The sequence below is a fragment of the Psychrobacter sp. SWN149 genome (assembly GCF_015864565.1).
Classification (GTDB): Bacteria; Pseudomonadota; Gammaproteobacteria; order Pseudomonadales; family Moraxellaceae; genus Psychrobacter.
Map to the genome: position 1 here is coordinate 310,692 of NZ_JADYWX010000002.1, position 19,631 is coordinate 330,322.

The following is a 19,631-nucleotide window of genomic DNA, read 5'->3' on the forward strand; positions in this document are numbered from 1 at the left end:
TCATATTAAGCCTCCCCAACGGTCAAGATGGTACCATCCATACCATAGTCTGGGACGGGTAAGTTAAGTGGTGCAGGGACGCCGCTATAGACGCGACCTGCTAGGTCATATTTTGACCCATGACACGGGCAGAAAAATCCGCCGTACCAGTCGTTACCACCCAAATCAACCGCGCCCACATCAGGACGGTAGTTTGGTGCACAGCCCAAATGCGTACAAACGCCTTCAACTACCAATACGGTAGGATCTAAAGAGCGCGTAGGATTTTTGCAATATTCAGGCTGTAGAGATGCATCCGACTCAGGATCAGACAGTAAAGGTTTGACTGACTCAAGTCCTGCAACCATGTCTTCTGTGCGTTTGACGACATAAATAGGTTTGCCACGGTATTTGACAACGATCATTTGTCCATCTTCGATAGAACCAATATCTTGGGTTACTGCAGCCCCTGCAGCCTCAGCTTTAGCGCTTGGGTACCAAGAACGGACAAAAGGTGTCGCCACGGCAGCTACACCAGCTGCCCCGATTGCGGCAGTTGAGGCAATAAGAACTCTACGGCGTTGTACATTAACGCCTTCGGCTTGGCTCATTAATACTTCCTCCAGGTGAATGAAATGGGATTATCCCACACTGGGTTTGTGGCTTAGAAAATATACAATATCAAGCCACTTTGGCTGTGCCTAATTTTGCTAATTGTTGCTATTCTAAGCTATTTCGGTGATAAAATAAATTATTGCGTTAAAAATAAAGCAACCTTGATAGGACATATTATAAGGTTGAATAGGGCAATCAAGCCACAAGGGCTAGATTATCAGTGTTTAACGGCAGTTTTGTTTTAACAAGGATTGTAAGCGTGATGACCTTAAAATTAATAAGGGTTTTTAGCAATAGCGAATGATACTTGAAATTAAGGTAATGTTCACTAACTTTCACTATCTAATCACTATGTAAGCAGCTGTAAAACAAATATCACCACTTTATACAATAAAGTGGTGATATTTTCATAATAAGTGCTAGCTTTTTTATCTGGCTATCAGGCACTTGATTATTGAGATGCATACGTCAAAATGCGTATGCCACTCTCAATAAACTTAGCTCGCGAATCGCTAATATAATGTTAGCCTTCTAAAACGCTCCAACGTTCAAGCTTAGTCATCATTTCATCTTCAATCGTTAGCAGACGTTCGCTCGCGGCAGTGGCTGCAGTGATGTCAGTCGTGAACCATGAGCCATCAGCCAGTTTCTCTTGTAGTTGAGCTTGTTCTGCTTCTAGTGCAGCGATTTCTTTTGGCAAATTGTCCAGTTCGCGCTGCTCATTGAAGTTAAGCTTTTTGGCAGCTTTGCTAGGCTTTGCGGCAGTTGGTTTACTGGCTACTTTACTTGCTGCATTATTGGCTGGTGCTCTAGCAGCATGTGCAGCTTCCTCACGGGTTTTTTGTACCAGATACTCTTGATAACCCCCAACGTATTCGCTAACGGTGCCTTTACCATCTTCATCTTCGCCGAACACCCATGTTGAGGTGACGACATTGTCCATAAATGAGCGATCATGACTGATGAGCAAAATCGTACCACCAAAGCTGGCGACTGATTCTTCTAATAGCTCAAGTGTCGCCATGTCCAAATCGTTGGTTGGCTCATCGAGTACGAGGATGTTGGCAGGCTTCAATAGCTGCTTGGCAAGTAGGACGCGGTTACGCTCACCACCTGATAATGCTTTGACTGGGGTGCGCGCACGCTCTGGGGCAAATAAGAAATCTTGCAAGTAGCTCATGATGTGTGTCTTACGACCACCCACTTCTACAAAGTCTGAGCCTTCTGAGACGTTTTGCGCCACGCTCGCTTCAAGATCTAATTGATCACGTAGTTGGTCGAAGAAAGCAATTTTTAGGTTAGTCCCTAATTCGACGTTACCAGACTTGGTGACTTCGTCATCAGACATATCGAGTAGGGCTTTAATAAGAGTGGTTTTACCCGCACCGTTGGGTCCGACAATACCGATTTTATCGCCGCGCATGATAGTGGTCGTAAAGTTATCGACCAATACGTTGCCATCATACTCAAGATGTAAGTTTTTGACTTTACAGACAAGCTTACCGCTTTTCTCGCCTTGACCCATGGTGATATTGACATTACCGACTTGCTCACGGCGGTCACTACGCTCTTCACGCAGTGCTTTTAGCTCACGCACACGGCCTTCGTTACGGGTACGACGGGCTTTGATACCTTGGCGAATCCATACTTCTTCTTGAGCCAGTTTTTTATCAAAGTTGGCGTTGTTTTTCTCTTCAGCCAGTAACTGTAGCTCTTTGAGCTCTTGATAGCGTGCATAGCCGCCTTCGCCTTGAGTCACGTCATAGCTGGTCAATTGACCACGATCCAGCTCAATGATGCGCGTCGAGAGCTTATTTACGAATGCTCTATCATGCGTGACAAATAGTAGGGTCAGACCTTGCCAATCTAATAAGAAGCGCTCTAGCCACTCAATACTATCAACGTCCAAATGGTTGGTTGGTTCATCGAGTAGTAGTACATCAGGTTTGGTCACCAATGAGCGCGCTAGTAGTACACGGCGCTTACGACCACCAGATAGTGAAGACAAATCATCGTCTGGATTAAGCCCCATGGTTTTGATCAGACGGGTGGCTTCGCGCTCTAAGTCCCAACCATGTACGGCATCGATATCATGCTGCAAATCAGCCATACGCTCACACGCATCCATGTCGCCATTGGCGCATAAATCTGTTTGGGCGTTATAATTGATTAGCAGATCAGCGGTGCGGCGGCTACCACCCATGACGATGTCTAGGATACGTCCACTTGTCTCAGGAACGTCTTGCTCTAGCATCGCAACACTTACGCTACTATTAATAATGACTTCGCCACTATCAGGCTGTAAGGTGCCGTTAATCAGTTTAAACAAGGTTGATTTGCCTTCGCCATTACGGCCAATCAGACAAACGCGTTCGCCAGCTTCAATCGCAAAATCAATGCCATCAAGAACAGGAGCCACGCCAAAGGCTAGGTGGATATCTTTTAAATGTATCAGTGCCATAGAGTATCTTAAGCTTATATAATAGTGAGGTAAGGGTTGTTGCAAAATTGCCAGCAGTATAACATGCCACCACGAGACTGTAGTGCGAGTAAATGGTTTTATCAGTACTATTTATCGCTTTTATCATTTGCGACTACTGTCTAATTATTATCACAATTTTTTAGCGACTGTCTCGCACTGACCATTCGACTTTCATCGCTCTCATGAGCGCGTATGCTTATTGTCTACCTATTATAATTAAGAGAAGAATATGAACCAATCCAGCGATATAAACGAGACTGCTACGAGCCAAGTTGATTTGCAAGCACAGCTTATTGACTTACAAACTAACTTCTCGCATCTTGAGATGACAGTAGAGCGTCTTGATGAGGTGATTGCACGTCAGGATAGAGATCTGCAAACACTACAGCGTCAACTACAGCTGATATACAAGCAAGTTGAAAATCAAGACACAGACAGTGGTATCGCGCCATTTGATGTCATGGCAGACAGACCACCTCATTACTGAAAAATAGAAAAATCTATCCAGTGATGGGCTAGCTAATACGCAGTAATATATTCATATTTAAACATAAAGATACTGTCTAGTCATAAGGCAGATATAATGTATTTTTATAGTTGTTTTCATGTTAAAAAATCTTTAATATCTCCCACCTAGGATGCTGCTCATTACTAAAAATAGTGTCGAGCAGTAAAACAATGCGGATGTTTGGAGATATACAATGCGGGCCACCTTTCACTTAAAAACTCTTACAGTTGCTGTTGCAGCGCTTTCTGTTGCTAGCATGGCTAACGCTGCCGGTCTTGATCGTTCAGGCCAAGATGTCACCGCATTTTTACAAGACGGCACTTACGCTGAAGCGGTCTATACTTATATTGATGCCGACGTCACAGGTAAAGATACGTCAGGTAATAAGATAGGCGACATTGCAGAATCATATGACTTCTTTCGCTATGGCGTAAAAGCAGACGTTAATGATACTTTTAGTGTTGGTATCTTATATGATGAACCGTTTGGTGCAGCAGCTGACTATACTGGCACCAACAATTTTGTAGGTGCGCCAACTGATGCAGTCAATAATATTATTGCTTCAAGTTTAACTGGCACAGGTGTTACTGATATTCAAGGGTTGAAAGCTTTGGTTGAAGGAACTCAAACCCAACTAAGTGCTGCTGAAAACCGTTTAGATGCAGCGAGAGCACAGGTTGGACAAGCTCAAGCAGCTGTTAGCCAAAACCCAGCGCTTGAATCAGTGCTTCGTCCGCAGATCGAAGCTGGTTTAGCGGGTATTGCTGCTGGTGAGACGCAGTTAGCTGCAGGTCAAGCGCAGTTGAATCAACTTGAGCGGTTAGAAGGCTTTGCAGATGAACGTCTTTCTAATGACGAAAGCACCAATGTTGAGGTTCGTACAGAGAGCTTAACGGGTATTTTGGGCGCCAAGTTTGGTACAAATAAAGAGTTCCAAGTCTATGGTGGTCCTGTTGTTCAGCGTGTGAAAGCTGATATTAAGCTACGCGGTAGTGCTTATGGTGCTGCGACTGGTTATACCGCTCATCTTAGCACAGATCAAGATTATGGTTATCTAGCGGGTATCTCTTATAGCAAACCTGAAATTGCATTGAAAGTTGCGTTGACATATCGTTCAGAAATTGATCACAGTATGAATATCGACGAAAACTATCCAGTGGTTGCTGCTTTAGGCGGAGATGCAACTCAAGGTGGCACAATAGATATCACCACACCTGAGTCAGTTAACTTTGACTTCCAAACAGGTATCAATCCAACCACGCTAGCGACTGCAAAAGTACGCTGGGTGCCATGGAGTGATTTCTCAATTGTACCGCCGCTCTATAACGAAGTGAGTAAGCGAGCCACTCTTGATGATAAAGGATTGTCATTGGTCAGCTACGACGATGACCAATGGGTAGTTGAACTAGGTCTTGCGAAACGTCTGACGCCTGCGTTAGCGGTCAGTGGTAACGTTGGTTGGGATAGTGGCGCAGGCAATCCAGTTACCTCTTTAGGTCCTATCGAAGGCTATTACAGTGCAGGTCTTGGTGCCAAATATAACATTACTGAAAACTGGGCAATCTCAGCTGGTGGTAAGTACCTATGGTTCGGTGATGCTGAAGGTCAAATCCCAACGAAAACGATTGTTAGTGACTTCGAAAGCAATGATGGTTATGTTGTTGGTGTAAAGGTTTCTTACCAAGCTCAGTAAACTATAATTAGCTATATGATGTTTGTTATTTAATAAAGAAAAAAGCGATCCTTTATGGGTCGCTTTTTTGTGATCTGATGTTTGCAAAATGATATTTAAGTGTGTGTGAGTTAGCGTGCCATTTTGTCCAAAGATTACATTTGTTTGTTAAGATATAACACATGATTTTCAAATATTACTATTAATGAACGTCTAATATCTTATTTGTACTGTTCAGTCATATTTGGGAAATAAAGCACTTTAATTGTTGTTTTAGTGTCAAAAAGGCATTAGTATTCAACTTAGGACACGACTTTGATAATTCAAATGTTAAGCAGAGTAACGCTAACTATTGGATATTGAAGTAATAATACAACAAGGACCGTTGGAGATACAAAATGCGCACTACCTTTCATTTGAAAACCCTTGCAGTAGCGATCGCTACTCTTTCTGTTGCTAGCGTGGCTAGCGCTGCTGGTCTGGATCGCTCAGGCCAAGATGTCACTGCTTTCTTCCAAGACGGTACCTACGCAGAAGCTGTCTATACGTATATCGATGCCGATGTAAGTGGCTACGATAGCGCTAACGGTAACCCTTCTAGTAATACCTATGTTAAGGGAGACTCTACTGGTGATATCGCTGAATCTTATGACTTTTTCCGTTATGGCGTAAAAGCAGATATCAATGACACGTTTAGTATTGGTATCTTATACGACGAACCTTTTGGTGCTGCTGCTGGATACACTCAAAGCAACTTTGTATCGGAAGGAGATCTTGACGCTTCCATTTCTTCTATTACTAACGGCGCCGCTCCGAGCCTAGCAGCAGCACAGGCTGGAATTGGTGCACTGGCTGCAGGAGAAACAGCTGGTGTGTTAACCACAGCACAGCAAGCTCAATTAGATGGGTTGCGTGGGGCAGTAGCAGTAGCGCAAGCCGAAGCCAGTACCGCAGGTGAAGAAACCAATGTAGAGGTTCGTAGCCAAAGCCTAACGGGTATTCTTGGTATGAAGTTCGGCGCCAACAAAAACTTCCAGATCTATGGTGGTCCAGTAGCGCAGCGTATTCAAGCGGATACTAAGTTACGCGGCCTAGCGTATGGTCCTGCTACCGGTTATACCTCAACCAGTAACCCTGATATGGATTATGGTTATATCGCAGGTGTTGCCTATTACAAGCCTGAGATTGCGTTAAAAGCAGCGTTGACTTATCGTTCTGAGATTGATCATGACACACAAATCTCTGAATATTATCCGCTAGTAGCTATTAGAGCTGCAGCAGCAGGGGCTACACCAGAGCAAGCAGCGGCAGCAGCGAATAGAAACAGCAAGTACGAAATTAGTACGCCTAAATCAGTCAACTTTGATTTCCAAACTGGTATTAATCCAACGACGTTAGCCACGGCAAAAGTACGCTGGGTACCATGGAGTGATTTTGTCATCACGCCGCCACTGTATAATGCTACTAGTAAACTTAATCCTTTATACGCAGATGGCGGACTTAACTTGGTCGAGTATGATGATGACCAATGGATGGTAGAGCTAGGCTTAGCGAAACGTGTTGCACCAGCACTTGCTATTAGTGGTACGGTTGGTTGGGACAGTGGCGCTGGTAATCCAACGACCTCACTAGGTCCAGTCGAAGGCTACTATAGTGTCGGTCTAGGTGCTAAATACAACGTGACTGAGAACTGGGCAGTGTCTGCCGGTGGTAAATACTTGTGGTTCGGTGATGCTCAAGGTGCTCTACCAACAGACAAAATCGTTGCTGATTTTGAAGACAATGACGGCTTTATCGCTGGTGTGAAGCTATCTTATCAAGCGAGATAATTTGACTTTATAATAGCAACCTAACAAGGAGCGACCTATCATAGGTCGCTTTTTTATGGCTATGACATTGTTACATCATCGAGGTCGTCAAGGCCAACATCATGAGCGTAGGATGAATTTTTCTTAGTCTCTGAGCTGGCTCACAAGCAGTTACCATTGATACCAGTCGCATAGGGTTATTGGTGAAGCCGCTTTATGTCTAGCGCCCTTAGTTTGGCACAAAGCACTTCAATTACGATTGAGTCTATACCTTGAAAAACGTTAACCAAGTACTGGGTGGGCATGTCTTCAGTCTAAGTATCACATTTTAAATGGCTTAAAAACGGCCAAAGCTGTGCCAAACTTCGTCAGAAGCTTTATCAATACGCGCCTATCTGCGACGAGTCCCTACCAGTTTAGTAGTCATTTTCTTCTTCTGAAGCCTTGTAATCTAAATAATGACATGTCTCAAAGGCTGACATAATCAGCTGACAGAGCGCTTTGAACACCACTATTATCATATCGTTGTACAGCCACTGAGAGTGACATTGACGCTGTAGATATTCTTTTTGGTGTATTAGGATATATAGTGAGTTCAAGAGTATTTGGATACAGGGAAACCGAGTGTAGATGTGTAAGTGATTCTTCAAGCGAGGTTTACGCTGTCACTCTTTTATAGAGGATGGAGTGATGGAGCATTGATGGTTGGTCATGTTTGCTATCACTGCAATGAGCCATAAAAAAACCTCGCCATTATTGGCGAGGTTTTATATAGCAATACGATAAACTTATTTGTTTAGATTTAATTCCATTTCTTTGTACTTAGCAGATACTGAAGGTTTCGGACCACCAGTCATGATACTAACGGCAAAGATTGCAATAGTACTGAGTACAAAGCCTGGAACGATAGCATATAACCAGCTATTTAATGCCATACCGTTCATTTGGAAAGGACCATAGATCCATAGAATGACTGTCAATGCACCAATGACCATACCAGCGACAGCGCCGTTACGGTTCATACCGCGCCATGTCAGACTGAAGATAACCAATGGACCAAATGCAGCACCAAAACCTGCCCAAGCATTAGAAACCAAGTTCAATACTGAGCTTTCTGGATTAGAAGCAAGCATGATAGATACGAGAGCTACCGCTACTACAGAAATACGGCCAACCAATACCTGACGAGCTTCTGGCGCATCTTTATCAAAGAATAGTTTATAGACATCCTTGGTCAGTGAGCTTGACACAACGAGTAGCTGTGAAGAGATCGTACTCATGATGGCTGCTAAAATGGCTGCCAACAAGAAACCTGACACTAGTGGATGGAACAAGAATTGAGTGAATACCAAAAAGATGGTTTCAGGGTCATCTAGTGTCATGGCTGTTTTTTGTACATAGGCACGACCAGCAAAACCAGTCATCAACGAACCAACAAGACTGACAACCATCCAGCTCATACCGATGTTACGTGCAGTAGGTACGTCTTTAACTGAACGGATCGCCATAAAGCGAACGATAATATGTGGCTGACCAAAATAGCCCAAACCCCATGCCATTAGCGAAATAATACCAATAACAGTCATACCACTAGTAATATCTAGCAAACTCGGATCAATATTTCTAACGGCTTCCGTAGTGGCTGAAATACCACCAAGATCAGTAAAGGCAACGACAGGCACGATTACCATCGCAAAAAGCATGATAACACCCTGTACGAAATCGGTCATAGATACGGCTAAGAATCCGCCAAATAGAGTGTATGCAACGACCACGCCTGCAGTGACCCAAAGGCCTGTGCCATAAGATAAGTTAAGCGAGCTTTCAAACAGTTTACCACCACCAACTAGACTGGCAGCAGTATAAACGGTAAAGAATAGAATGATAACCACTGCTGAGATGACACGTAGCATGTGCGACTTGTCTTCAAAGCGGTTGGCGAAATAATCGGGCAGGGTGATGGCATTATCAGCCACTTCGGTATAAACACGAAGACGCGGTGCCACGATGATATAGTTTAATAACGCACCTAGCGTTAAACCAAGCGCAATCCAAATACTGACGACACCATCGGCAAACATATAACCAGGTAGACCAAGTAATAGCCAACCTGACATATCTGATGCACCTGCTGACAATGCAGTAACTGCTGGTCCTAAATTACGACCACCCAGCATATAGCCCTCAGTATCATTGGACTGCTTAAAATAAGCATAAACACCAATACCCAGCATGACTAAGAAATAAGCGCCTAACGATATAAGCACACCACCTGAAACTCCGTTCATAAAAATTGTCCTTAACCAACATTGTTGGCTGTAATTATTTTTAACTATCAAATTTTATATTTACAAGACAAGGTCTGAAACAAAAATCAAAGACAAAAAAAGCCATTAATTAGGACATAATGGCTTCTTTCAGTACGTGCTTTTAGTGATATATGATCGGTGCTATTCTATGGCTAGCACTCATATAGAGATAGAGAACAATGGAAAACGCGCATTTCGCTTTTCTGTTTTTATTGCTCGCATCTACTATTTATATATGAGTATTAGCAACCTATGTAACCAATCATATAAGACTATAAAACTTACTGTTAACCATCATATCTTACTGAAAAGATTCAATATATGACTATCAGTGTCCTTGTAGTAAATTTTTGTTATAAAAACAACGTCAAGCGTATTATAACGCATGATAGATATAAATGCGAACAGGCTAAATTTATATCGTTATATTAGGTGGTTTTTATTCAATAGGAGCAAGCAAATCTAATAGAGCAGTCACACTGCTAGACTGAGTCAGTTTTGGATTGATGACCACCCCAAGATAACGCTGAAGCTCGATATTGTCTGCCATGTCAATACGTTCTAAATCTTGACTGACCATCGTTTGAGGTAGTACCGACCAACCAAGACCGACAGACACTAGCATACGAATCGATTCAAGTGGGTTGGTGCTCATCGTGGCATAGGGTTTGAGGTTATGCTTGGCAAATTCTGCCAAAGTAATTTGACTGGTAAAAGTATTGGCAGACGGTAAAATAGCAGGATAGCGTGCCAATTGCTCCAATGTCACATTGGATTTGCTAGCAAGTGCGGATAAGGTGCCTGTCATAAAGTAGAGCGGATCTGACCATAGGGTATGGTAGGTCAAGCGCTTATCATAGACAGGCGGCAGCGTCACAAATGCCAGTGACAAATCGCCATCCAATACGGCTTTGTGCGCTTTTTCTGAATCAACAAAATGCACTTCTAGCTGTACAGCAGGATAGGCTTGAATGAAGTGCTTGAGTACAGGTGCTAGATGATGCAAACCAATATGATGGCTTGTGCCAATGACTAACTTACCTGACACGATATGCTGAGAGTGTTGCAGATTTATCTTAAAATTTTCGTAGTCTTCTAACCAGCGCTTGGCATGTGGTAGCATCTCGCTGGCCGCTTGGGTCGGTACAATGCCGCGTCCGACGGTATCAAACAGCGTAATATTGAATTCATCTTCAAGGTTTTTGATGCGTTTACTGACAGCAGGCTGCGTGATAAACAGTTTTTCTGCCGCCCCTGAGATACTGCCGGTGTGCATGACGGTGACGAATGTGGTTAAGTTTGTGGTATTCAAACGAATGTCCTTAGCTGCTTTATGAGCTATAAATAAAAGTTGGCTGACCCAATCACAATGTATTAGAAATAAAAGTTTGCGTCTGGCTAAAAATCATCAATTATTATTATAGGATTAGCCTGCTATAATCACAAGACATCAAGACGTATTGTGACATATTTATTATAGGTATTTGATGATATACCGCATAAAACAAGCGCTAAGAGTGGCATGGCTGTAAAATAGACAGTAATAAGTATCAAAAATATCTCATCTAAAAATCGCTAGCTGAAAATTATAGAAGCACATAAAGCTATATAAGCAAGCTGAGAACAACGCAATTAGCAACTAATAAAGGATAGCAACATGGCTGGTCAAACGTTATATGACAAACTTTGGAACGCTCACGAAGTCACCAAGCGTGACGATGGTTCAAGCCTGATTTACATCGACCGCCATCTGTTGCATGAAGTGACGAGCCCGCAAGCATTTGAAGGATTGGAGCTGGCCAATAGAGCACCGTGGCGCTTATCTGCCAATATCGCAAGCCCCGATCATAATGTGCCAACGGTTACCAAAGAGCGCCTAGAAGGTGTGCCTGGTATCAAGGACAAGGTATCACGTCTACAAGTTGTCACTTTGGATGAGAACTGCACCAAATTTGATATCGCTGAATTTACGATCAATGACGCACGCCAAGGTATTTTGCATGTCGTTGGCCCTGAGCAAGGCTTGGTATTACCTGGCATGACGGTAGTATGTGGTGATTCACATACGGCGACTCATGGCGCGCTTGGTTGCCTAGCACATGGTATCGGCACCTCAGAAGTCGAGCATGTATTGGCAACCCAGTGCTTGATTCAAAAGAAATCAAAAAATATGCAAATCCGTGTCACCGGTCAGCTAGGTGCTGGCGTGACATCAAAAGACGTGGTGCTGGCCATTATAGCCAAGATCGGTACGGCAGGTGGCACAGGTCATGCCATTGAGTTTGCAGGACAAGTGTTTGAAGATATGAGTATGGAAGGTCGCATGACCGTCTGCAACATGGCGATTGAAGCGGGCGCTCGTGTGGGTATGGTGGCTGTCGATAGCACAACGATCGACTATGTAAAAGGTCGCCCTTATGCACCAACAGAATCACAATGGGCACAAGCGGAAGCGTACTGGCGTACGCTGTATTCAGATGATGACGCGGTATTTGATACTGTGGTTGAGATTGATGGCAGTCAAATAGCACCGCAAGTGTCATGGGGCACATCACCTGAGATGGTCGTTGATATCACGCAGTCCGTACCGACACCTGATCAAGCCATTGACGAGGCTCAAGAAGAAGGCTGGTTACGCGCTTATACTTATATGGGTTTAGAGGCAGGTCAAAAGATCACCGATATTCAGCTTGATCGTATCTTTATTGGTTCGTGCACCAACTCGCGTATCGAAGACTTACGTGATGCGGCAGCCGTTATTAAAGGGCGTAAAGTCGCTGACAATATCAAAGAAGCGATCGTGGTCGCAGGCTCTGGTCAAGTGAAGCTACAAGCAGAGGCAGAAGGTCTGAACACTTTGTTCACTGATGCAGGCTTTGAATGGCGTGAGCCAGGTTGCTCAATGTGTCTGGCCATGAATGCTGACAAGCTTGAGCCACAAGAGCATTGCGCCTCAACCTCTAACCGTAATTTTGAAGGTCGTCAGGGTAATGGTGGTCGTACGCATTTGGTAAGTCCGGCAATGGCTGCTGCTGCTGCATTGGCAGGGCACTTCGTCGATGTGCGCACGTTTTAAAAACAGTGATGGATAGCTGATACTAGATAGCCGTTCTCTGCTACCTGTCAGTAGCTGATGAGCAATATCGAGGTGTTAGCTATGACTCATTTGGATGATAAACCATCATAAAGAACATAATTGATAGGAAATTTTATGCAAGCTTATAACACCCAAACTGGTATCGTTTGCCCCCTTGACCGCGCCAACGTCGATACCGATCAAATTATTGCAAAACAGTTTTTAAAATCGATCAAGCGCACAGGGTTCGGCGTGAACTTGTTTGACGACTGGCGTTATCTGGATGAAGGGTATCCTGGTCAAGACAACAGCACGCGAGTGATTAATCCTGACTTTGTCTTGAATAAGCCGCGTTATCAAGGTGCGACCATATTACTGGCACGTAGAAACTTTGGTTGTGGTTCTAGCCGTGAGCATGCGCCTTGGGCATTGTCTGAATACGGTTTTCGTACCGTCATCGCCCCAAGCTTTGCAGATATCTTTTATAACAACTGCTTCAAAAACGGCATGCTACCGATTGTCTTGGATGAGGCGATTGTTGACACATTGATGAAATCCACGCTTGCTAATGAAGGCTATGAGCTAACGGCTGATCTTGAGCGTCAAGTAGTCATCACCACAACTGGCGAAGAGTATCCTTTTGAAGTGGATGCTTTTCGCAAGCATTGCTTATTGAATGGCCTTGATGATATTGGCTTAACCCTGCAACAGAGCGATGCTATCAAAGACTATGAGCTTAACATGATGCAAAAAACACCGTGGATATTCAACGATGTGCGTGCATAAATAACCACGCGATAAGCGACTGCTCATTAAACTGCTGAACAGTCGTAAAGCAACGTTGAGTTATGGTGGGGAACTGGCTAAAATAAAGAATAATCTTATTATATTCTTCTTTTTCTTATGAGTAGCTGCCCTTATGAATAAACACCGTTATGCTCTAGCGACAAGCACAATTGTCGCTGCAAGTTTATTATTGTCAGGTTGTCAGTTACTGACGGGTTACCAAAAAATAGATGAGGCAGAAAACGCAGCGGCAGTAGTAGGTAAAATACAACCGATTGCTGGCGAGGTGAATATTGCCTGTCTGGGTACCTATCACTGTGAAATCATGCAAATAGATAAAACGCTGATTATGGCACCTGATAAGCATGAGCCAATTCATGCTCAAATGGTGGCGACTTTGCCACGTGATAAAAGTGTCAAGTATCCATCAAAAGCCCAACTCAGCATGGACATAACGCCGCTCACCAATAAAAGTGCCATAAAAATAGTGCCACTGGCTGCATCTGGTATGGCAGGGCTGACCAACTATTATGCAAGGGTGCTGCCTGCAAAGCGTGAAGTACATGTTAATTTTTATCCAGAAAATAATATGGGCTATGTTGAGCGTTTTGCGATGATTCATGATTTTGTGGAAGCGGGCACTTATCAGTTGCGTGCTTATCAAAAAAAATCTAGCCAAAATTCAGGCAGCTTGCTGGAGACGGCATCGCCTGCGCCCTTGTGTATTGAGCTGTTGCAGGACAACAGCGTGCAGCGCCGATTCTGTAAGCAGATGGATGCAGAACGTCAAGGAGAGTTTGTGGAGACGGGTATGATCAAAGCAGTATCATCAGCCCCTAAAGCTAAGAAAACCACAGCGTAATAAGAAAATTAATTAACCAATAAAAATATATCCAAAAGGATTAGTATGGCGACGATTTTAACATTAGCAGGCGATGGTATCGGTCCTGAGATTATGACCCAAGCTATTGATGTGCTGAACGCAGTCAATGAGAAGTTTGCACTAGGTTTGACACTTGAGTCTGGATTGATTGGCGGCGTGGCTATCGATGCAACGGGTGAGCCTTTGCCTGATGAGACACTAGCACGCGCGCGTGCTGCAGATGCCGTATTACTAGGCGCTGTTGGTGGACCTAAATGGGACGCTATTGAGCGTAGCAAACGTCCTGAACGTGGTCTGCTTAAGATTCGCGGTGAGTTAGGTCTATTTGCTAACCTACGTGTGGCCAAGCTCTATCCGCAGCTCGCAAACGCCTCAAGCATCAAACCTGAGATTATATCTGGTTTAGACTTGCTTATCGTCCGTGAGCTGACTGGTGGTATTTATTTTGGCGAACCACGCGGTATCCGCACATTAGAGAATGGTGAGCTGCAAGGCTATAACACGATGGTGTATAGCACCAGCGAGATTCAGCGCATTGGTAAAGTGGCTTTTGAGTTGGCAAAGACGCGTGCTGAGGCGGCAGGCACTGCGCCAAAAGTATGCTCGGTAGACAAAGCCAATGTCTTGGAAGTTACTGAACTATGGAAACAGACGATGACCCAGATGCAGCAAGCAGAGTATACCGATGTGGCATTGTCACACATGTATGCGGACAATGCCTGCATGCAATTGATCAAAGACCCCAAGCAGTTCGATGTCATGGTAACGGGCAATATGTTCGGTGATATCTTATCTGACGAAGCGGCGATGCTGACAGGTTCTATTGGTATGCTGCCCTCTGCTAGCCTAGATAAGGATGGCAAAGGTATGTATGAGCCATGTCATGGCTCAGCACCTGATATCGCAGGTCAAGATAAAGCCAATCCATTAGCTACCATTTTATCTGTTGCCATGATGCTGCGTTATACCTTTAAGCAAGAAGCCGCTGCACAGGCGATCGAGCAAGCAGTCAGCGATGTACTTGATGATGGCTTACGTACGCTTGATATCTTCGATACTAGTGAAGAAGGTCTGAAAACAGTAGGCTGTAAAGAGATGGGTCAAGCAGTATTGGCTAAGTTGGTATAAGCTTCGATTGACTGCTTAATCAAGTCTAGATGGCCATGATTACGCTAATATAGCGTGCTTGATAGAATTATTTCACACATTAAATACCCATAAATTGCTTAGCGATTTATGGGTATTTTTGGTTAATATTGTAATAAAATTTACCAATCAGCATGGCATTAACAGAGAGACTGCACAACTAGAGCCTATTTAACATAAAGCTGTTATATGATCACAAGGGAATATGGCAATATCTGTTATTTACGAATGAGCTATTTGTTAATCGTTGGAGATGTCGTTTATTGATAGGGACTATCACAAAGATGGAGTGAGCCCTGTTATTTCGACAATATCAAGCGAATGATAAATAACCGAATGAATGGCAAAGGATTAATAGCATATTGAAGCATGATTGAAAAACTAAAACTACATAATAAAAACTGTACCAATCACTTAATAATTAAAAACTGAGGAGTGTTTCATGTACCAATTAACGAAAATAAGTAAAGCAATGGCTGTCATCGGTCTATCTACAGCAGTGTTTATGGGTCAAAGTATCGCAGCGACGACTGATAGCATGAGTATGGATAATGGCAGTGATAGTGATGTAAGTAGTGATAGTGAGGCAAGTTCTGTCAATGAGGAGGTCAGTCCAGTAACCAGTGGCTCTGGCATGAGCCAAAAACTCACAGGCGATACTAAAACTACTGTGTCACGTAACAAGTTTTTGCCTACCATAAAATATACGACTGAGGATTTATCGACGACAGCCAAAAAGGTCAATGAAGCAAACTGGACAGAGGGTGCCAGTATAGATCGCAATACGGGTACAAAGCTGCAAGCGTTATTGAATTGGCATCATAATGGTGTGGGCGCTGTCGATGGCTATTGGGGGAAAAATACCCGTAAAGCCATGCAAGCGTTTCAACAAGCAAATGATCTAGCAGTGACTGAGACCTTAAACGACGAAACATGGCAGGCGCTCACCAAAAATGAAAAGCTTATGACGCAGCCAGTTTTGATCAGCTATCAGCTAAGTGAGGCCGATATCAATGTCAAAACCACCACCATACCTACTGAGACAGCAGCAAAGGCCAAGCTAGAAGGGATGTACTACGAAAGCCTAACAGAAGCGCTCGCCGAAAAATTTCACATCAGTGAAAAATATCTAAAATCGCTCAACCCTAATGCTCAGTTTGCTGTTGGTGAGACGGTTACTGTCTATAATCCGGGCAATCCTAATACCAAGCCTGTCAGCCGTGTGGTTGCGGATAAAGACACTGAAACGCTTTATGCTTATGACGAGAATGACAACTTGATTGCTAGCTATCCAACGACGGTGGGTAGTACCGCGACGCCATCGCCAACAGGCACGCATACGGTAAAAGTGAAAGTGTATGAGCCTAACTATACCTATACTGCTGAAGATGGTAGCAAGTTAATCATTCCACCAGGACCCAATAACCCAGTGGGATCGGTATGGATTGGACTCAGTAAGCCTACGTATGGCATTCATGGTTCACCAGATCCTGCACGCATAAGCCGTCAAGCATCGGCAGGTTGTATTCGTCTGACCAATTGGGATGCGCTCAGTCTGTTAGGGGTTATACAAAATGGTGCAACTGTAGAGTTTAGCTAAATCATAACGGTTAACTATTCTAAACAATAGACAAAAAAATACCGCTGATATTTAGCGGTATTTTTTTGTAAAACAAACAGCGAATACTAAATAACTAAAACATTGATAGGCAATAATGAGCAGATTAGCATTTTCATTATTATTATCAGTTAAACCACCCAAGCGTCTATATCAGCTATCAGCGATAAAGTAGCTATTCGGTTATTGGCTGTATTTTTACAAATACGTTGATAACCATCTTAGTTAGCAATGATTCTGATTTAACTATGATTTAGTTTTTACCACGGTAAGTGATACGACCTTTAGATAGATCATAAGGGGTCATCTCGACCTTAACTTTATCACCTGTCAAGATACGAATGTAATGCTTACGCATCTTACCAGAGATGTGCGCAATGATTTCGTGTCCGTTTTCTAAACGAACTTTGAACAAAGTGTTAGGAAGGGTGTCAATGACTTCGCCTTCAAATTCGATAATATCGTCTTTTGCCATAATTTATATCAATCAATTAAAAATAAGCCGATATTATACGTAAGTTAATGGATTAAAGCAATACGAAACCCGGTTTTCACTTGACAGCATGTAAGTGATATGTATGCTAATTTACATGAATTTAGTCAGGTAAGTTCAACCAAACCGGTGTTAATGGTGCATCCGGCAACAGACGCTGGAGACGCTCAGGATAGTAAGCATTAATAAAGTATAAGCCATCTCCTGAAGCAGTAGGCGGCGCAATCGTCCTGTCTTTTTTATTAAGGATAGTTAAAAAATCTGCTGGCTCTAGCTCATGCTTACCAATCGCGTATAGCGTGCCCATTAGGTTACGTACCATGTGGTGCAAAAACCCATCTGCTTGAATATCAAACACAATAAACTGACCATGTTCAAAAAGCCTAGCATGGCTGATAGTACGCACTGGCTGATTGGACTGACAGGCAGCCGCGCGGTAGCTACTAAAATCATGCGTGCCAACGATATCGGCAGCAGCTTGCTGCATGGCTGCTAGGTCAAGAGGCTCGTAAATATGGGTCACCTGATGATTGAGTATCGCAGGCCGCTGCGGTTGATTGAGTGTGATATAACGATAACGACGAGCAATCGCCCCAAAGCGCGCATGAAAGTCCTCTGGCATCGGTTGAATCCAGCGCAAAGCAATATCATCAGGTAAGAGGCTATTGACCCCGCGTAACCAGTTATTAGCAGGACGATAGGCGTGTGTGGTGAAGTGAGCAATCATATTGCTGGCATGTACACTCGCATCAGTACGGCCTGCTGCGATGACCTCAACAGGTTCATTGGCCACTTTTCCAATAGCCTTCTCCAAAGCTTCTTGGACGCCAAGCACTTCGCGTTGACGCTGCCAGCCATGATAATGGGTACCCAAAAACTCAATGGCAATTGCTAAGGTATACGTCGGTAAAGATTTAGATTCGATAGAGACAGTTTCGGACATGGTGTTTTTGAGCTTATAAAAATAGAGATAGTTAAGAGTGACTTAGCGTTTTTTGATGGTTGTGCCGGTTTTACTGACGGTGTTTATCCAACGCTGTTTGCGTCTGGCAGGACTGTCGTAACGTAATAGGAGCCATAATAACCGTGCATAAATAGCAGGTATGGTTAAGCGACCACCTGCAATAACATGATGGTCATACTGCCAACTGCCTGCCGCATAGCTATCACTAACCCCGCCAAATGGACACTGACTGGCGCATATAACGATGTGTCCTTTTTTATGAATCAGCTCTAATGTTTCTGCTAGTGCTTCTGAATAAGGGACATTGCCAGCACCAAATCCCAATAGGATAATGCCGCATGGTGGCTCTGATAAGAGAGCCAGTAGCTGATTATTTATCACTGAGACATCATTGGGTAGACAGTATAGAGCGTGAATACTGGCATGTTCAGCACGCATTTTGACTGTAGCGATGGCCTCTTGCTGATCATCAAGCCAATGTTGTCTGCGAGTGTCAGGTAAATGCTTGATATAGCTGTTGGCAGGATAGGCTGCTCGAGAATGGCCCGTAAAAGCCATCAGGTCGTGACTGTGAATTTTTTGTACAGTTTGGGCAGGCCATGATTCACCGCCAAAACTAATCTTGACACCCGATTCACCTGCAGCGGCCAGTTTTAATGAGTCACTTAAGTTGCTCCACGCATCACTATGGGCATCTATATTATAAGAGTGCAGCATGTCACTGTCTAATAGAGGGCGCATACTGGCAGTCAATACCACACAAATATCGCTACCTGCAAACGCCTCTGCCAAAAATGCTCCTAGATAGCTCAATGTATCCGTACCAGTGATGAGTAAAAAACGTCTGTCACCTTGCGAATAGGCATTTAGCAATAATTGATAAAAATGCACGAAGTCATGCGGGGTCAGCTGGCTACTGTCTTTAATCAGCGTGTTCTCTAACCAAGATATTTTTGGCAGAGTTACTGCTGTATCTTGAGCGATAAGGAGCTCTTTTAAGGTAGGTAAAAACACCTCTGCCGATAGTGGCGCTAGAGGACGCCCGTAGCTACCAAAGGTGCCACCCGCATAAATCAGTTGGATAGGGTCAGAGAATGTTTTAGTCAGAGCTGAAGAAGGCATAGTATCAACACAGTAAATAAGTTCGAATGAGAGGTGGCTTTAAATGGTCTTGCAATGCGTTAAACAGTTTTAGAACGATGATAAGAGGGATCAATAATAGACAGTATTAGTGCCAAATGCAAAAAATCAGCAATTATTCTAAGCGTATAGAATAATTGCTGATAAGTATC

Annotated in this window: 15 protein-coding genes; 8 read left to right on the forward strand and 7 right to left on the reverse strand. The window is 43.6% G+C overall.

Features of this window, described 5'->3' with window-relative positions; all coding sequences use genetic code 11:
- Positions 1-5 precede the first annotated feature (5 nt).
- Positions 6-590 carry a ubiquinol-cytochrome c reductase iron-sulfur subunit gene (petA, locus tag I6E86_RS04045; protein WP_194362976.1) on the reverse strand — a complete coding sequence of 195 codons (585 nt, stop codon included), beginning with the start codon at positions 588-590 and terminating at the stop codon, positions 6-8.
- A gap of 527 nt (positions 591-1,117) precedes the next feature.
- Complete coding sequence (locus I6E86_RS04050) at positions 1,118-3,055, reverse strand: ATP-binding cassette domain-containing protein (RefSeq protein ID WP_194362977.1); 1,938 nt, start codon at positions 3,053-3,055, stop codon at positions 1,118-1,120.
- Positions 3,056-3,305: 250 nt separating this feature from the next.
- Here I6E86_RS04050 and I6E86_RS04055 point away from each other — a divergent pair, with 250 nt between their 5' ends.
- The 3 genes from I6E86_RS04055 to I6E86_RS04065 all read left to right on the forward strand — a co-directional run bounded on the left by I6E86_RS04055 (position 3,306) and on the right by I6E86_RS04065 (position 7,085).
- Entirely contained in the window at positions 3,306-3,563 is a 258-nt protein-coding gene (locus I6E86_RS04055) for a SlyX family protein (RefSeq protein ID WP_197175505.1), read from the forward strand.
- Between the two features lie 214 nt (positions 3,564-3,777).
- Positions 3,778-5,277, forward strand: a complete 1,500-nt coding sequence (locus tag I6E86_RS04060; protein WP_197175513.1) for an OmpP1/FadL family transporter — start codon at positions 3,778-3,780, stop codon at positions 5,275-5,277.
- Between the two features lie 377 nt (positions 5,278-5,654).
- Positions 5,655-7,085: an outer membrane protein transport protein gene (locus I6E86_RS04065; RefSeq protein WP_197175521.1), complete on the forward strand. Its 1,431-nt coding sequence runs from the start codon at positions 5,655-5,657 to the stop codon at positions 7,083-7,085.
- A 767-nt stretch (positions 7,086-7,852) separates the two neighbouring features.
- On the opposite strand, the gene putP is transcribed toward I6E86_RS04065, so the two are convergent.
- Positions 7,853-9,352 (reverse strand): sodium/proline symporter PutP, encoded by a 1,500-nt coding sequence (gene putP, locus I6E86_RS04070; RefSeq protein WP_197175523.1) that lies wholly within the window; start codon positions 9,350-9,352, stop codon positions 7,853-7,855.
- Between the two features lie 460 nt (positions 9,353-9,812).
- Positions 9,813-10,685, reverse strand: a complete 873-nt coding sequence (locus I6E86_RS04075) for a LysR family transcriptional regulator (RefSeq protein WP_197175525.1) — start codon at positions 10,683-10,685, stop codon at positions 9,813-9,815.
- A 345-nt stretch (positions 10,686-11,030) separates the two neighbouring features.
- Between I6E86_RS04075 and leuC the strand changes: the two genes are divergently transcribed.
- From leuC to I6E86_RS04100, 5 genes are all read left to right on the forward strand, one after another.
- Positions 11,031-12,449, forward strand: coding sequence for a 3-isopropylmalate dehydratase large subunit (gene leuC / locus I6E86_RS04080; RefSeq protein ID WP_197175527.1), 1,419 nt, complete (start codon positions 11,031-11,033; stop codon positions 12,447-12,449).
- A gap of 135 nt (positions 12,450-12,584) precedes the next feature.
- Positions 12,585-13,235: a 3-isopropylmalate dehydratase small subunit gene (gene leuD, locus I6E86_RS04085; RefSeq protein ID WP_197175529.1), complete on the forward strand. Its 651-nt coding sequence runs from the start codon at positions 12,585-12,587 to the stop codon at positions 13,233-13,235.
- Positions 13,236-13,368: 133 nt separating this feature from the next.
- On the forward strand, positions 13,369-14,097 hold the full coding sequence (locus I6E86_RS04090; RefSeq protein WP_197175530.1) for a hypothetical protein: 729 nt from the start codon (positions 13,369-13,371) through the stop codon (positions 14,095-14,097).
- A gap of 45 nt (positions 14,098-14,142) precedes the next feature.
- A complete protein-coding gene (gene leuB / locus I6E86_RS04095; RefSeq protein ID WP_197175531.1) occupies positions 14,143-15,246 on the forward strand; it encodes a 3-isopropylmalate dehydrogenase in 1,104 nt (367 codons plus the stop codon).
- A 460-nt stretch (positions 15,247-15,706) separates the two neighbouring features.
- Positions 15,707-16,864 carry a L,D-transpeptidase family protein gene (locus tag I6E86_RS04100; RefSeq protein ID WP_197175532.1) on the forward strand — a complete coding sequence of 386 codons (1,158 nt, stop codon included), beginning with the start codon at positions 15,707-15,709 and terminating at the stop codon, positions 16,862-16,864.
- A gap of 271 nt (positions 16,865-17,135) precedes the next feature.
- Here the strand turns inward: I6E86_RS04100 and infA are convergent, their stop codons facing one another.
- The 3 genes from infA to I6E86_RS04115 form a co-directional block, all read right to left on the reverse strand.
- Complete coding sequence (gene infA, locus I6E86_RS04105) at positions 17,136-17,357, reverse strand: translation initiation factor IF-1 (RefSeq protein WP_021814850.1); 222 nt, start codon at positions 17,355-17,357, stop codon at positions 17,136-17,138.
- Between the two features lie 121 nt (positions 17,358-17,478).
- Positions 17,479-18,318 (reverse strand): tRNA pseudouridine(38-40) synthase TruA, encoded by an 840-nt coding sequence (gene truA / locus I6E86_RS04110; RefSeq protein WP_197175533.1) that lies wholly within the window; start codon positions 18,316-18,318, stop codon positions 17,479-17,481.
- Between the two features lie 42 nt (positions 18,319-18,360).
- Positions 18,361-19,461 carry an asparaginase gene (locus I6E86_RS04115; protein WP_197175534.1) on the reverse strand — a complete coding sequence of 367 codons (1,101 nt, stop codon included), beginning with the start codon at positions 19,459-19,461 and terminating at the stop codon, positions 18,361-18,363.
- Between the last annotated feature and the right edge of the window lie 170 nt (positions 19,462-19,631).

What these genes read in the sequence shown, in the direction of transcription:
- petA (WP_194362976.1), bottom strand. Translation starts at nt 590, where the DNA reads ATGAGCCAAGCCGAAGGCGTTAATGTACAACGCCGTAGAGTTCTTATT.
- I6E86_RS04050 (WP_194362977.1), bottom strand. Translation starts at nt 3,055, where the DNA reads ATGGCACTGATACATTTAAAAGATATCCACCTAGCCTTTGGCGTGGCT.
- I6E86_RS04055 (WP_197175505.1), top strand. Translation starts at nt 3,306, where the DNA reads ATGAACCAATCCAGCGATATAAACGAGACTGCTACGAGCCAAGTTGAT.
- I6E86_RS04060 (WP_197175513.1), top strand. Translation starts at nt 3,778, where the DNA reads ATGCGGGCCACCTTTCACTTAAAAACTCTTACAGTTGCTGTTGCAGCG.
- I6E86_RS04065 (WP_197175521.1), top strand. Translation starts at nt 5,655, where the DNA reads ATGCGCACTACCTTTCATTTGAAAACCCTTGCAGTAGCGATCGCTACT.
- putP (WP_197175523.1), bottom strand. Translation starts at nt 9,352, where the DNA reads ATGAACGGAGTTTCAGGTGGTGTGCTTATATCGTTAGGCGCTTATTTC.
- leuC (WP_197175527.1), top strand. Translation starts at nt 11,031, where the DNA reads ATGGCTGGTCAAACGTTATATGACAAACTTTGGAACGCTCACGAAGTC.
- leuD (WP_197175529.1), top strand. Translation starts at nt 12,585, where the DNA reads ATGCAAGCTTATAACACCCAAACTGGTATCGTTTGCCCCCTTGACCGC.
- I6E86_RS04090 (WP_197175530.1), top strand. Translation starts at nt 13,369, where the DNA reads ATGAATAAACACCGTTATGCTCTAGCGACAAGCACAATTGTCGCTGCA.
- leuB (WP_197175531.1), top strand. Translation starts at nt 14,143, where the DNA reads ATGGCGACGATTTTAACATTAGCAGGCGATGGTATCGGTCCTGAGATT.
- I6E86_RS04100 (WP_197175532.1), top strand. Translation starts at nt 15,707, where the DNA reads ATGTACCAATTAACGAAAATAAGTAAAGCAATGGCTGTCATCGGTCTA.
- infA (WP_021814850.1), bottom strand. Translation starts at nt 17,357, where the DNA reads ATGGCAAAAGACGATATTATCGAATTTGAAGGCGAAGTCATTGACACC.
- truA (WP_197175533.1), bottom strand. Translation starts at nt 18,318, where the DNA reads ATGTCCGAAACTGTCTCTATCGAATCTAAATCTTTACCGACGTATACC.
- I6E86_RS04115 (WP_197175534.1), bottom strand. Translation starts at nt 19,461, where the DNA reads ATGCCTTCTTCAGCTCTGACTAAAACATTCTCTGACCCTATCCAACTG.